Raw genomic sequence first — 15,030 nt, forward strand, 5'->3', positions numbered from 1 at the left:
ACTTTTACAGCAAAGTGACGGCAAATATAGTGAAAAAAGAAGATAATTACCGAGAAGATTTCTTCTTTTTGTCGATGGATTCGGTGATTTTTGCGAATAATAGCAAAGCTATAGCGGCAATCAGCCCGATAGCAGCGAAATAATACCAGATATAATGCGCATTCGCACTGGCGGCCTCCCATGCCGCACGAGTTTCAAACAAGGCAGGGTCCGGACAATATTTTGTCAACAGAATACCAGCCAGCCCGAAACCGAATATAGAAGAAAGGAATGAGTGCAGATGACTGAATCCTAAATACATACCTTCCTCTCCCTTAGGAGCCTGCAGAGAGAAATACTCCAGATACCGCGGCGAAATGAAACATTCGGCAAGCGCCTGTACAACAATACCAGCCACCATCATCAGAGTAATATTGCTCATTCCTGAGATAATATCATTTCCCAATATGTTTCCACAAGCCATCAGCAATGCAGAAACAGGAATTAGGAACATACCCACATTCATCGAAGTAATCGCACTGCGCTTTGCCATCAAACGAGTGATAAAGCTGACACAACATACCACCACAAAAGGATTAACGTTCGCGATCCATCCCGGTTTAGCTGTTTCGCCTGCGAGACGGATGACGTACTTAGGCATAGTGGCATAAAGTTGCTGTTGTACCATCCAGAAGCCTGTTACGATTAAAATGAGAATCAATAAACGCCAGTTAGTCATAATCCGCATAAAGCCCTGCCCTATCTCACGCAGACTTTTTCCTTCACCTGCCGTATGAGTCGATTTATATAGCAGGATCACTGCCAGCAAGGCAATCACCGTCATTGCCCCGGAGAAATAGTTAATGTAAATATAAGCTTGTTCGCCGATCACATTTCTCAAAGGGTCGATAATTGTCTTACCCGTAAAAGCACCGACATTGACCATCATATAAAAAATAGAATAACCACGGGCGCGGGTCGCTTCCGTTGTCTCCTTAGCCACAGATGCGGAAATAATAGACTTGATAAAAGAACCTCCTATCATAAGGATAAACAGGATAGGAACGATAATCCACCGGGAAGAACTGTCCGGCAAACCATTAAACCGGGTAGTCGCACCGTAACTCACCAACCCTGCCGCTTCGAGCAATGTAGGGAATACGCCCAGCCCCAAATAACCGATAGATAATAAAGAAAAGGCAATAATCATCGACTTCCGGAAACCTATCTTATCTGCATAAGCACCCGAAAATATAGGAAGCAGATATAATCCTCCGGAGAAAAGGCCGGAAATCATACTTGCTTCGAAATCATTAAAACCTAAAATACTGGATAAATAAATAGTGAGAACGATAAAAACAGCATAATATGCCATACGTTCAAACAGTTCGACTGTGTTACTCACCCAAAAGGCTCTTGTAAAACCTTTGGCGGCACGCTGAGGGGAATTGTTCATGTAATCTCTGTTTTTTTATTAAAATGTTAATTCAGCGCAAATATACGTTTTTTTAGCTTACAGTCCGTATCTTTGTCCTAAATTACGTATTCTAAATATATCATAATGACTATAGCTGTTGATTTTGACGGAACGATTGTAGAGCATCGTTATCCACGTATTGGTGAAGAAATTCCATTTGCAGTTGAAACGCTGAAATTGTTACAACAAGAAAAGCACCGTTTAATCTTGTGGAGTGTACGCGAGGGAGAACTTCTGGACGAAGCCATAGAATGGTGCAGAGCCAGAGGACTGGAGTTTTATGCAGCCAATAAAGACTATCCGGAAGAAGAAAGAGATCATCAGGGCTTTTCCCGAAAACTGAAAGCCGATCTGTTTATAGACGACCGGAATGTCGGCGGTATTCCCGACTGGGGAATTATCTATGAAATGATAAAAGAGAAAAAGACATTTGCCGATATATACAGCCAGCAAAGAGAAGAAAATACCAGTCAGAAGAAAAAAAGAAAATGGTTGCCGTTTTAATCTCCGACGCGAAAGATCAGACTTACATCCATTAATAAAAATGCATAATGCACTCCGGGCACATCGCTTCAGAGTGCATTATGTATTTTCTGAGGAGGTCTGAAACTTACATTACTCCTTTTGACCTTCCCACTTTTCTCTATATTCCCACAGTTGTTCAATAGTAGGATGAAAAGTCGGATTTTCCCAATTTTTGGAAATCATCGAAATTAAAGACTCCAGATAAAGTTTACCATCAATGATTGAAGTACATGCATTAACCTGATACTTTTCTGTCGGGTAACTCTTCGTTTCAAGCATCTTCTTCGCCCAGCCCAACAGCTCCTGGACCGATTCTTCATCATAAGTATGTTGTGCCATATTTTTATATTTTCCTACAAAGATAAAGATAAAAACGAGAATATGCAGACCCGGACAAGCACTTTTAGTATTTCACCTTATATAATATAGATTTCTTGAGAGTGAAAAGATGCCTTTCATGCTTTCCTGACATTAATCAAATGCAAAGTTGTCATTCACTTTTATTAGTGTTAATTTCTTTATTCCATATTTTTATTGTATGTTTGTGAACATATAGCTTCTTGCAGCAATCAAGAAGTTGTATAAATTAATCAATAGCAAACAAATCAGAGCATCATACATAGACAAAAACAAAGGACAAATGAACCCAAGTAAAACAGAACCTACTACCCAAAATGTAATGTCATCTTCAGAACCAGAAACATTCCCTTTAACAAAAGATCAACTTCTGTTTGCAGAAAGTATTTATGCTTGTCTGCCAATGAGTATTGAGATCTATGACACAAATGGTATCTTGCGCAGTATCAATGAACATGCATTGCAGATGTATGGAGTCACTGATAAAACGACTGTGGTTAATATCGTCAATCTTTTTAATAGTCCTTATATGGACGAAACTCTCAAAAATCGCATTCAGAGAGGCGAAGATATTGTTCTGGAATTCGAATACGACTTTGACCGGATAAAAGACAACGCATACTTCTCTACCCAAAATAAGAACACGATCATTTATGAAGCAAAGGTCGTTCCGCTGCGAAGCAAGGAGGGAGAAATCATCGGGCATATATTGCTTTCCAACGATGTGACTGCCATAAAAGAAGCTGAATTTCGTACGGATGAAAGCAAAAAGAATCTGGAAATGGCGATGGAAGCGGCCTCTATGTCGTCTTGGGTATATGACGTGTATAAGAAAACATTCAATCCATTACATGGAGATCCTGTAGCTAAAAATAACACGACATTAGATCAGATTCTAAATATACTGCATCCACAAGATCATGAACCTTTAATACAACTTTTATCACAACTGACCAACAAAGAAATTCTGCAAGGAAACATCACCTTACGTTTCTATAATGAAGAAGAAAAGCAATATCGCTATTATGAAAGCATGATGCGGTTATCTTTCGAACATTTTGGGAAATTGCTGATTATAGGAACCCAACTGGATATAACGGAAAGAATGCAAATGGTAAAGAAGACGCAGGAATTAATCGCCAAGCGTGAACTGGCCATGAAAGTCAGCAATATCATTCATTGGGATTTCGATGTACGGACTCAAAAGTTCGAAGCCTATAATGACCCGATCAATGATTATGCCAGTGATAAACTGGTGAGCATCCAACGATACATGGATGTTATTCATCCTGAAGACCGTTCTTCATCCTATGATGCCATACAGTCTATGCTATCAGGCAAGGAACTCACCATTAACTTCACTTGCCGTATGCAAACGAAGTATGATGAATCCTGGCAATATTGTAATATCATAGGTGTTCCATTCGAGAAAGACGAATATGGTAACAACGTACGATATACCGGATTCAGACAAAATATCTCCAAACTTCATCAACTGAATGAAGAACTTGAAGAAAGAAACTACAAAATGCAGCTCACCTTCAAGACTGTAGGCATGTCTTACTGGGATTTTGAAGTAAAAAGCAAACAATTCAAAGCATTTAATGACCCCGTGAATGACTTCCATTCTGAAAATGCAATCACACCCGAAGACTATCTGCATGTCACCCACCCGGAAGACATTGAGCAGGTCCGCAACCATATTAATTATATGATTGGAGGAACAACTAAAGATCTCAACTTCAAATTCCGATCCAAAACTAAATGGGACAAAGAATGGCAGACTCTCATTGTTACCGGCATACCAGTGGAAAGGGACAAGAAAGGCAATGTAATTCGCTACACCGGTATTAAAGTCAACAATACGAAATGGGAGAAAATGGCACAGCAACTAAAAGAGCTGAAAGACAAAGCTGAACTTTCCGACCGCCTGAAATCGGCTTTCCTTGCCAATATGAGTCACGAAATACGTACACCCCTGAACGCGATCGTCGGCTTCTCCGAACTGATGGTATATTCTGAAGATCCGGCAGAAAAAGAAGAATACATGAGCATCATCCAATCCAATAATGAGTTGTTATTGCGATTGATCAATGATATCCTCGACCTTTCCAAGATTGAATCAGGAATTCTTGATCGCAAAAGAGAAACATTCAATTTAGCCAAAGTATGCAACGAGCTTTATACCATGATCCAGCCAAAGATTACCAATCCGGATGTTGAGTTTCAAATGGACAATTCCAGCCCGGACTGTTGGATTTTCCTGGATAGAAGCCGGCTCAAGCAAGTATGGATGAACTATCTTACAAACGCTGTCAAATGCACCAAATCCGGATATATAAAAATGGGATACAGCATCGAAAGAGAAGGAATCCGGATCTATGTGGAAGATTCCGGAGTCGGTATCCCGGAAGAATTACAGGAACGAGTGTTTGGACGTTTCCAGAAGCTCAATGAGTTTGCTCAGGGCACCGGACTCGGACTGGCTATCTCAAGAGCTATCATTGAAGGAGCCGGAGGAGAAGTCGGATTTACTTCCACTCCCGGTATAGGATCGACTTTCTGGGCATGGATCCCTTGTGAAATCAGCACTCAGGAAGAGCATACCCCAACTATTTCACAGCCATTGCAACACCAGCTTTCTTTGAACGAAATCGACAAGAAGGAACTGAAGATATTAATTGCCGAAGATAATGAAAGTAACTATTCGTTAGTGCAACATATTCTCAAAAACTACCATCTAACCCATGTTCAAAATGGAGCGGAAGCAGTAAATAAAGTACGTGAGGAAGAGTTCGATCTTGTTCTCATGGATATGAAAATGCCTGTCATGGGAGGACTGGAAGCAACCCGCAAAATCCGTGAGTTTAATAATAGGATACCTATTATTGCACTTACAGCCAATGCTTTTGATGCTGACAGAATCAGCGCTCTTGACGCAGGATGCAATGAATTTCTTGCCAAACCATTGAAGAAAAGTCAGTTGCTTGAACTCTTCTCAAAGAAATGGTAAGTTATATGTTAACATACAATTATAAAGTTTATCTAAGTACTCTGATAGTATTGACCGTTTATAAATTCATAAATTAAGTTGTTCGGTTCTTTTTATTGCCCGGATTCAACTTATTATTTATACCTTTACGAACTATAAACTTAATTAGATAAACTATTAAAAGTAACGATCATGAAAAAAGTTATCATTCTGGCATGTTCCTGCTTTCTTCTGGCAGCATGCGGAAACAGTGCGAAAACAAACAATAGTACAAGTGCGGACAGTACAGCAACCCAAGTGGCTGATATACATAATGCCGAAACATCGCTTGATTATGAAGGGACCTATAAAGGTGTCTTTCCTGCTGCCGACTGTCCGGGCATTGAAACAACTCTGACATTAAATCCTGACAAGACGTTTACTCTTCACTCTGTATACATCGACCGGGACAGTTCATTTGATGAAAAAGGAACTTATACACTGGAAGGTAATATCCTGACTTTAAAAGAAGAAGGTGGAGAAATATCTTATTATAAAGTAGAAGAAAACAAAGTTCGTCTGTTAAACGATGACAAACAAGAAATAACGGGAGCACTTGCCGAACATTATATTCTAAACAAAGAATAGACAAGAAAATCCTGTCCTTATCAAAAGATACCGGAAACAAAGCGGCTGATCAGTCATTTTATTTCCGGTATCTTTTTTTGTTTCTATGTTTTATCGTTTTCAGAGAACAATTTCAATATTTTTTATGTTTATATAAATAAAAAGCAAACTTATAAAAAGAACGACTTATGATTTATAATTTCTTATTCCCCACAAAGCCAAATACAACAAAAGTATCCTTGTTTTTATTGGCAGTCCGCATCATTTTCGGAATATTATTAATGAACCACGGTATACAGAAATGGAGCAATTTCCAGGAGTTATCCACGGCTTTTCCTGATCCGATCGGGCTGGGCAGTTCCATATCCCTCGGTTTGGCGATCTTTGGTGAGTTGGTATGTTCAATGGGCTTCATCTTCGGCTTTCTGTACCGCTTGGCAATGATCCCGATGATTTTTACGATGATAGTTGCCTTTTTTGTCATCCATGCTAATGACGTATTTGCAGTAAAAGAATTGGCATTCATCTACTTAGTAGTATTTGTATTAATGTACATTGCCGGACCCGGTAAATTTTCCATAGATCATTTCATTGGAAACAAGTTGGCACACAACAAACGTAAATGATATAAAAACAAGAAATAATAACCTTGATTAATTTAAAAATGTTATATTTGCATCTATTAAAAAGAGAATTTATCAACATTTTATTAATCAAAAAGTAAAGTAAACATGAAAAAAAGCAAACTGACATTAGTAGCGGTTGTACTTAGTGGTAGCTTATTATTCAGCTCCTGTGTTGGATCATTTGGCTTATTCAACCGTTTAAGTTCCTGGAATCAAGGAGTCGGAAACAAATTTGTAAATGAGCTTGTATTTTTAGCTTTCAACATTGTTCCGGTTTATGGCGTAGCATACCTTGCTGATGCCTTAGTAATCAACTCTATCGAATTCTGGAGTGGTTCCAACCCGATGGCTAATGTGGGCGACGTGAAGAAGGTAAAAGGAGAAAACGGTAACTATATGGTTAAAACACTTGAAAATGGCTATTCAATTACGAAGGAAGGCGAAACAGCTTCTATGGATTTGATCTACAACAAAGAAGCTAATACCTGGAATGTAGTTGCAAACGGCGAAAGCTCTGAGTTGCTAAAGATGAATAACGACGGTACTGCTGATCTGTTCTTACCAAACGGCGAAAAAATGAACGTTACATTGGACGCTCAAGGTATGATGGCTGCCCGTCAGGCTACTATGAGCAACCTGATGTTTGCCGCTCGTTAAAAGCATATACCATAAACAAAAAGGAGATGAAACCGTACAACCAGTTTCATCTCCTTTTTTATTAGCAATGATTGATCAGAAAGGATATCCTACCGCAAAATGGAAAGCAAAATCACGACTGAACTTAGGATGGATAATCGGATAACGATCTTTCCCCTTTTCATAAACAGGATTAAGCGCCTTCATACCTCCGTCAAAACGAAGAATGAAGAAATCCAGATCCAGACGAAGCCCTAATCCGTACGCTACCGCTATTTGCTTATAGAATTTATCGAATTTAAAGACTCCTCCCGGCTGATTGTCATAATCACGAATGGTCCATATATTACCGGCGTCCACAAAGATGGCTCCCTGAAACTTCCAGAATAATTTGCTTCGATATTCAATGCTGGCATCCAGCTTGATATCACCGGACTGATCCAGTAAATTGGTATTTTCATCCCTCACAAAAGAGCCCGGCCCCAAGTCACGTACCGTCCACCCGCGAACACTGTTGGCACCACCGGAAAAGTATTGTTTCTCAAACGGGATAGTCTTCGCATTCCCGTAAGGAACAGCAATGCCCATACCTATATGAAACGCAAACGAGTTACGATGATCTATCCTTATATTCTTAGAAAAGTCAAATTCTCCTTTCACATATTGTGCATATGGAATGCCCAGAATAGCATATTCCCCATCATTATTCTTACGGATATTCGTTGCTTTGGATAAAGCATACATGATATTTCCCGCTGATTCGAAATTAAAACGGATGGAATATGAATTGGAAGCAATTGTATTATTAATGATGGCACCACCAATACTATTGTAATGATAGCTATATCCCATATTAATAATCAAACGGTCCTGATAATTATACTGAAGAATATGGCTCTGCCCTTTGTTAATAAAATCATCCTTAAACCTCTCCGAAATTCTCGGCAAATAAAGGAAACCGATATTAATCAAATCGATACGATGTTGTATTTTCTGGCGTTGAGTCCACTTATAGCTCCATGAAGCCGATGCCATGGTACGTAGAAATTCGGGACGCATCTGATAATTATACTGTAATCCGAACTCTGTAGTGGCCCTAATCTTCCGTTTATAGTCCGAAGAGAGAAAAGGAAACAGGAAATTAGGAAAGTTGATACTTGTCTCCACCCCGTATTCCGTATAATTATTGTTAGAATAGCCTGCCTGAAGTCCGGAAATCACTTCATAAGCACCACGAAACTTGATCATAAAAGTCTCCGAACCGCGAAAGAGATTCCTGTTTTGAAAAGAGACGGAAGCTGCTGCTCCCAAATCACCGGCTGAATTGGTTCCTTCCAATTCAAAAGCTACCGACTTGTGTTTACTCTTGGTCAACATCACATAGCAGTCAAGCTTCGCCGTATCCCCTACCTGATTTTCAAGAAAACGGATATTGGTATATTTCAAGGCGGACAGACGTCCGAAATTGGAATAAGTCTGCTGCACATCCTGTTCATCGAACAAATCCCCCGGAGCAAAGCGAAGATTATCAGTAAGCATCTTCGGGCGTAAATAGAGTTTATCTTTATAATAAATAGGGTACCCTTTAAAATGAAGAGAATCATTGATATCCATACTGTTCAGCGCAGAAGATTGCAGGACATCATAATCCGTAATAAAGTTAATCTTATTTATCCAATATTGTTGGTGTGCTTTCACCGAATCGCTCACATGCGCTCTGTAGGCGTGCAAATGCAAGGTCAAGTCTACCTGATAAGTACCCCGAACCGTATCTGCCGTATAACCGACATAATCCTTATTGAACTTATAATAACCATTCCGAAGCAACTTGTCAGTAATTCGCTGACGCTCGGCATCCAGCACGTTCACATCAAATATCATTCCTTCTTTCAGCAGACTTTTGGCGGAATCCTGCTTCAGAAAATCAGCAATCTTAGGATCACGAATATCATATTTTAATGAATTGACAATATAAGGATCGCCGGCTGTCACCTCATAATACAGCTTGATCTTTTTCTTCTTTATTTTAGTCGAACGCTTCACTGTGGCCGCCATATAGCCCATATTGCGCATTGCCTTTGTAATTTCATCTTGCGAGCGCTGCGCTTCAGTCTCACTATAGATTACAGGAGCATCCCCGATTCTTCTCAGGAACTTATTTCCCCATTTAGTAGAGTCTCGTCCTGAAAGGTTGTAAACATAAAGCTGTGTTTTGATTAAACTGAACCATTTGGCATTAGGGTTCTGTCGCACATACATTCGTAAGGAAGAAGGACGGACATTTTTCTGATCTGTATGAATCTTGACTTCATCCAGCAGATAAGAGCCATCCGGCACATACTTAGTGGCAGTGCACGAAGCGAGCGACAGAATGATAATGGCAAAAGTAAATAAGTAAAGAAATCCTTTCCTCATACAGTATCTCTATAAAAGCGGAAGCAAATATATAGGGACAAAGATAGAGCATATTTTTCGTTCGGGGAAATTATCAAAACAATAATTAATGCGACAAAAGTTCTTTTCACCACGAATTATAGAAATTTGCAAAGTATGCTTTGCTAATACCTATATATTACTGACTATGTATCCTTGCAATTATTTCTATAAATCGTGGCGAATAAGATTCCTAATTTTGTTGATTTCTAAATACAATAGGAACTGTATACTTCACAGATACAGGCTCCCCTTTTTGCATTCCCGGCTTCCATTGGGGCATCGAATTTATGACTCGAAGAGCTTCTTTATCCAAATCCGGATCAACACTACGTACTACTTTCGCATTAGAAATACTGCCATCTTTGTTAACTACAAACTGTACAATAACACGACCCTGAATTTTACTTTCTATCGCCTTTGTCGGATACTTGATATTGCGACTCAAAAAGCTCAGTAGTTCTTTCTGTCCCCCAGGGAAATCCGGCATCGTTTCCACTACTGAATAAATAGAATCACCCTTCGTCTCCGTGATCGTTATATCAACTTGAGGTTCTGCTGTTTTCTCCGGTTCAGCAGTCAACTCTATGGTATCTGCTTTTTCGGTATCAGACTGGACTTTATCCGCTTTCTTATTAGCACAATTACTGAATAACAGCAATAATGCGGCCACTGGTATAAACATCAGATACTTACCTACCATGATGTTATGAGTTCTTTTTCTGTTTAGCATTTTAATTCGTTTTTTTAAGGGTAATACACTAAAGTTGTTATAGAAGTTTGCTGCAGCCAATGAAGTATGTTTAATTCCCAACAAATGATATTGATACGATTTCTTGTCATAGCCGGACGTCACTACTTGCTTGTCCGCCAGATACTCATGATTCATACGTATTTCACTGCGTATCAACCAGGAGAACGGATTAAACCAACATAATAATATAACCAGTTGAACCAGTATTATATCCAATGAATGCAACTCACGGACATGAGTTTGTTCATGTATCAATATCTCATTAATTTCCTTATCCGAATATTGCATCGGATTTATGAATATCCAGTGAAAGAAGGAACAGGGCTCCCCTACGTCTTCCGACTGATAAACAGGTACACCTTTCAGAGAATAGCGCTGAGAGCAGGCTAAAGAGTGATGTATTTTACTAACTTCTAAAAGATTACGCAGTAACAACATACCTATTCCCAATCCATAAATAATCCATAACCAAGTACCGGCCTGCCAGGTTGTCCCTTCAACTTCAGTTGTAGCAACGGGTACAGCTGTAGTAACCAGCACTTCCGGTAACAGTTTATTGTAAACGGTAGTAATCGTTTCTCCTATTGCATACTCGTCCGTCCAGCCTGAAAAATCAATCAATGGATAAATCAGCGAAGTCACACATATCAGCAGCAACATGATCCGTCTCAGCCTGAAAAATGTATCCTTGCTGAAAGAGAGCTTATAGAATGCATATAATACAATCAAAGCTACATTTACTTTAATCAAATAGATTGCAAAAGATTCCATGCCTATCTTGATTTATGATTCTTCATCCTCAATAATATTGATTAAATCCTCGAGTTCTTTCTTGCTGATTTTACGATCGCGGACAAAAAAGGAAACCATTTCTTTGTACGAACCTGTAAAATAGTTACTTACTACTCCATTCATAAAGCTACGCTTATAGTCGCTTTCTTTCACCAGCACATGATACTGAATAGAATTCCCTAACTTGAAAGGAGACAAGAATTTCTTTTTCTCCAGATTACGGACTACAGAGGCAACACTTGTATATGGCGGTTTTGGTTCCGGCATTTCATTCACAATCTCCCGGATAAAACTCGGTCCCATTTTCCAAAAGTAAATCATCACTTCTTCCTCTTGTTGTGTCAATCTTTCCATATCGTCATCTTTTATACTGAATATCAAACTACTAATTTTAAGCAAATCTACTAAAATTAAGTAGATAATCATTTTTTATTCATACAAATATTGTTAATATGAGAAAGAATTATTTTCAAAAAACTTGTTCAACAGCCGATTTATTAAAAATATATTTATAGCTTTGCGGTAAATAAAGAAGTAAAAGAATAATGCTAAGCAAAAATAAAATAAAGTATATCCATTCGCTGGAACTAAAGAAAACACGTAAAGAAGAACAAGTATTCCTAGCCGAAGGGCCTAAATTAACAGGCGATTTACTAGGACGTTTCCCTTGCCGTTTTCTGGCTGCGACTTCTTCCTGGCTACAAGCGCATCCCGACATTCAAGCAAATGAAATTGCAGAAGTCTCTCAAGAAGAACTATCACGTGCCAGTCTACTAAAAACGCCACAGCAAGTACTTGCTGTTTTCGAGCAACCGCAATATACGTTAAGTCCGGAGTTCGCACGCCAGTCTCTTTGCCTGGCACTGGATGATATTCAGGACCCGGGGAACCTGGGTACGATTATCCGACTGGCGGACTGGTTCGGTATCGAACATATTATCTGCTCTCAGAATACGGTAGACGTATACAATCCCAAGACCATACAAGCCACTATGGGAGGAATTGCCCGTGTTAAGGTTCATTATACCTCTCTTCCCGAATTTATTCATTCACTTGGTGATACTCCCGTATTCGGAACATTTTTGGATGGAGAAAACATGTACGAACAACCATTATCCACCAACGGACTGATTGTAATGGGGAATGAAGGCAACGGAATAGGAAAAGAAGTGGAAGCACTCATCAATCGAAAACTTTATATCCCCAATTATCCACAAGGAAAGGAAACCTCGGAATCTCTCAACGTGGCTATCGCTACCGCAGTAATCTGTGCCGAGTTCCGGCGACAGGCTGCATGGAAGTAAAATCAAAAGGATAAAATAAATAAGGAAACAGTACTTCTCCCCTCTTTTCAGACGCCGCAAGAGCCTCTTTAAAACATTGGGAAGTTTGATCCGAAACTATAGGAAAATTAAACTGAAACACTGAGATGTTTTTGCTGAACATCTCAGTGTTTTTTATTTCATTCACGGGGAGTAATGCTATCAGCCCGGGCATCCATTCAACAGACTCTATTTCTTCTGTCAACGGAAAAACATCCCGTACATATCCTTCATCAGCAATCTCTACTACTTGTTGTCTGATAAAGCCTACATCAGGCAGAAGCAAATAATGAGCGGCAAAGCGTTTCATAATATTAACGGGAAGGTGACTGACGTCTTTGCTGATTTCTACGCTGATTCAATTGCCGTTCCCTTCTTTGCTCAATCTTCTCCTGCTGGATATGTTGCTCTACTTCAATCTGTTCCGGCTTCTTTTCAGGAGTCACCGTACGACGGCGATTCATTTCTTCCGGTGATATACGTTGATTATCCTTCAGATCATCGACTTTTCGCAAAGAGTCTTTCGAAATCTTAGTATCTTTTTGATCAGATACTTTCTTTAAAGAATCTGTCTTCAGAGCTTCCAGCTGATTAATCGAATCACGTTCGGCTACAGAAAGCGAGTCTGAGCAATGATAACGGGTTAAAGAAAAACGATCAGCCAGTAATGCACCGGCTTTCTCTCCCTGTACTCCCGGGTAATAGATAAAACCTTTTATTTCCTTCATCACACCCAATGTATCTGCATACAAACGTAACTGGTGAACACCCGGATCAGTGATTGTTTCCAGGCGATTTAATGTATCCTTTTCATAAATAACCTGCATGGCCATCGTAACAGCTCTCAAAGAATCGGCAAGCATCGGTTCGAGGAAATGATAACGTACTTCCCAAACTAATGTATCACGATCTTTATAATTAGTATCGGCAGGTAATACAAAGGCATACTGGTCATTCATCATCTCACCCGTCAGACGTATCAGACGTTTCCAGGGCCAGACATCAATACTATCACCCGATTCCGACATCTTCGGTTTATTGTCACGCAAAGCTATCAGATGATTAATTTCATTCTGCTGAGCTTTCAGGCGTTTGCTCACCTTTTCATAAATTTTCGATAATACCTCCGTGTTGCGTGTGTACCACACCAAAGACGAATCGAATACGGCTTCTGTCGTACCATATTTCTTGAAAACGGCATCGAGATACAAAGCCTTCTTATAATTCTCACTATAAGGCAGATTATCTCCCATAGACTTTGCCAGATGATAATCATACAGCAAATTCTCCATCTTCGATTCTGAGATTACATCGTCAGGTCTTTTGACTTTACAGCCTACTATCGCAAGCGCCAACATGCAAACACAACACAGATGAAACCGAAACCTACTCTTCATGACCTAAACTTTCCTTTTTATTTTTATCCAGTGAATGGTAAGATTCATTCAGATACTTGCTATAGAAAAGTAGCAAAGCAATGATACCACAACTGATGGCAGCATCTGCAAAGTTAAAGATCGGACTGAAGAATATAAAATGTTCTCCACCTACGAAAGGCATCCATGTGGGCCAGTTTGTGTCGATAATCGGGAAATAGAACATATCCACTACTTTGCCATAGAACCAGGTAGAATATCCACCGCCTTCGGGCATAAAACTGGCAATCTGTGAATGAGTACTTTCATTGAAAAAGACGCCATAGAATACACTGTCTATAATATTCCCCAAAGCTCCGGTCAGGATGAGGGCCACACAGACGATATATCCGGTCTTGAAGCCTTTTTTTATAATCTTATAAAGATAGTAGCCTATCAGCCCTACTGCTACAATACGGAAAGTGGTCAGAAACAACTTTCCAAATATTTCCATACCGAAAGCCATACCGTTGTTTTCGGTGAAATAGATATAAAACCAGTCCGTCACACGTATGCTTTCATGCCAATACATGTGAGTCTTAATCCAGATTTTAATGATCTGGTCAATAATCAGTACGGAAAAGATAACAAGCAGGGCAATTCTACCCTTCGTGAATAGTTTCTTCATTTGTTCATCATAAATTAAACATAACGAGCTACAAGTTGCCGTGCGTAAACATTGCGCAGCTACTTGTAGCTCGTCATCCGTAGCTTGTAGCTATCTATTATTTTTTACCACTGTTCTTAGCCTCGATGCTGAGTGTAGCATGAGGAACAGCACGCAAGCGTTCTGCCGGAATCAACTTTCCAGTCTCACGGCAAATGCCATACGTTTTATTCTCAATACGTACCAAAGCTGCCTGCAATCCTTGGATAAACTTCAGCTGGCGCTGTGCCAGACGTGTCGTTTCTTCCTTTGAAAGCGTATTAGCTCCTTCTTCCAACACTTTATAAGTAGGAGATGTATCGTCGGTATCATTACCATCCAATCCCATCAAGCTCATCTTCAACTGATCGTAATCACGTTGAGCCAACTCCAACTTCTCCATAATAATGGCACGGAATTCCTCGAGTTCCGCATCCGAATATCTAGTCTTTTCTGCCATAACTTTACTA

The 15,030-nt window shown here is 39.6% G+C and carries 15 protein-coding genes; 6 read left to right on the forward strand and 9 right to left on the reverse strand.

The window, feature by feature from the left end:
* Positions 1–46: 46 nt before the first annotated feature.
* Positions 47–1,435: a peptide MFS transporter gene (locus DW640_RS14825; RefSeq protein ID WP_011107468.1), complete on the reverse strand. Its 1,389-nt coding sequence runs from the start codon at positions 1,433–1,435 to the stop codon at positions 47–49.
* Between the two features lie 105 nt (positions 1,436–1,540).
* Here DW640_RS14825 and DW640_RS14830 point away from each other — a divergent pair, with 105 nt between their 5' ends.
* Entirely contained in the window at positions 1,541–1,960 is a 420-nt protein-coding gene (locus DW640_RS14830) for a BT0820 family HAD-type phosphatase (protein WP_008761508.1), read from the forward strand.
* Positions 1,961–2,071: 111 nt separating this feature from the next.
* Here DW640_RS14830 and DW640_RS14835 read toward each other — a convergent pair whose 3' ends face one another.
* Complete coding sequence (locus tag DW640_RS14835) at positions 2,072–2,320, reverse strand: hypothetical protein (RefSeq protein WP_008761507.1); 249 nt, start codon at positions 2,318–2,320, stop codon at positions 2,072–2,074.
* Between the two features lie 301 nt (positions 2,321–2,621).
* Here DW640_RS14835 and DW640_RS14840 point away from each other — a divergent pair, with 301 nt between their 5' ends.
* The 4 genes from DW640_RS14840 to DW640_RS14855 all read left to right on the forward strand — a co-directional run bounded on the left by DW640_RS14840 (position 2,622) and on the right by DW640_RS14855 (position 7,219).
* Positions 2,622–5,351 (forward strand): response regulator, encoded by a 2,730-nt coding sequence (locus DW640_RS14840; protein ID WP_117578617.1) that lies wholly within the window; start codon positions 2,622–2,624, stop codon positions 5,349–5,351.
* A gap of 171 nt (positions 5,352–5,522) precedes the next feature.
* Positions 5,523–5,957 carry a copper resistance protein NlpE gene (locus tag DW640_RS14845; RefSeq protein WP_011107465.1) on the forward strand — a complete coding sequence of 145 codons (435 nt, stop codon included), beginning with the start codon at positions 5,523–5,525 and terminating at the stop codon, positions 5,955–5,957.
* Positions 5,958–6,124: 167 nt separating this feature from the next.
* Positions 6,125–6,562, forward strand: coding sequence for a DoxX family protein (locus tag DW640_RS14850; protein WP_011107464.1), 438 nt, complete (start codon positions 6,125–6,127; stop codon positions 6,560–6,562).
* 105 nt (positions 6,563–6,667) lie between these two features.
* A complete protein-coding gene (locus DW640_RS14855) occupies positions 6,668–7,219 on the forward strand; it encodes a DUF3332 domain-containing protein (RefSeq protein ID WP_008765673.1) in 552 nt (183 codons plus the stop codon).
* Positions 7,220–7,294: 75 nt separating this feature from the next.
* On the opposite strand, the gene DW640_RS14860 is transcribed toward DW640_RS14855, so the two are convergent.
* The 3 genes from DW640_RS14860 to DW640_RS14870 form a co-directional block, all read right to left on the reverse strand.
* Positions 7,295–9,613, reverse strand: coding sequence for a BamA/TamA family outer membrane protein (locus tag DW640_RS14860; protein ID WP_074855618.1), 2,319 nt, complete (start codon positions 9,611–9,613; stop codon positions 7,295–7,297).
* Between the two features lie 211 nt (positions 9,614–9,824).
* On the reverse strand, positions 9,825–11,156 hold the full coding sequence (locus DW640_RS14865) for a TonB family protein (protein WP_048693412.1): 1,332 nt from the start codon (positions 11,154–11,156) through the stop codon (positions 9,825–9,827).
* A 12-nt stretch (positions 11,157–11,168) separates the two neighbouring features.
* On the reverse strand, positions 11,169–11,531 hold the full coding sequence (locus DW640_RS14870; protein WP_008761500.1) for a BlaI/MecI/CopY family transcriptional regulator: 363 nt from the start codon (positions 11,529–11,531) through the stop codon (positions 11,169–11,171).
* Positions 11,532–11,722: 191 nt separating this feature from the next.
* On the opposite strand from DW640_RS14870, the gene DW640_RS14875 reads away from it, so the two are divergent.
* The gene (locus DW640_RS14875) at positions 11,723–12,481 is read left to right on the forward strand and encodes an RNA methyltransferase (RefSeq protein ID WP_048696410.1); all 759 of its coding nucleotides are present in this window, start codon (positions 11,723–11,725) and stop codon (positions 12,479–12,481) included.
* Here DW640_RS14875 and DW640_RS14880 read toward each other — a convergent pair.
* The 4 genes from DW640_RS14880 to DW640_RS14895 all read right to left on the reverse strand — a co-directional run bounded on the left by DW640_RS14880 (position 12,432) and on the right by DW640_RS14895 (position 15,020).
* Positions 12,432–12,809, reverse strand: coding sequence for a hypothetical protein (locus DW640_RS14880; protein ID WP_048696412.1), 378 nt, complete (start codon positions 12,807–12,809; stop codon positions 12,432–12,434). The genes DW640_RS14875 and DW640_RS14880 overlap by 50 nt on opposite strands.
* Before the next feature lie 4 nt (positions 12,810–12,813).
* Positions 12,814–13,896, reverse strand: coding sequence for a DUF4296 domain-containing protein (locus tag DW640_RS14885; protein WP_048696414.1), 1,083 nt, complete (start codon positions 13,894–13,896; stop codon positions 12,814–12,816).
* Positions 13,886–14,542 (reverse strand): lipoprotein signal peptidase, encoded by a 657-nt coding sequence (locus DW640_RS14890; protein ID WP_008761496.1) that lies wholly within the window; start codon positions 14,540–14,542, stop codon positions 13,886–13,888. The genes DW640_RS14885 and DW640_RS14890 overlap by 11 nt, the downstream gene beginning before the upstream one ends.
* A 97-nt stretch (positions 14,543–14,639) precedes the next feature.
* Positions 14,640–15,020 carry a TraR/DksA C4-type zinc finger protein gene (locus DW640_RS14895; RefSeq protein ID WP_005931903.1) on the reverse strand — a complete coding sequence of 127 codons (381 nt, stop codon included), beginning with the start codon at positions 15,018–15,020 and terminating at the stop codon, positions 14,640–14,642.
* Positions 15,021–15,030: the final 10 nt, after the last annotated feature.

The organism is Bacteroides sp. AM23-12 (assembly GCF_003434395.1).
Classification (GTDB): Bacteria; Bacteroidota; Bacteroidia; order Bacteroidales; family Bacteroidaceae; genus Bacteroides; species Bacteroides thetaiotaomicron.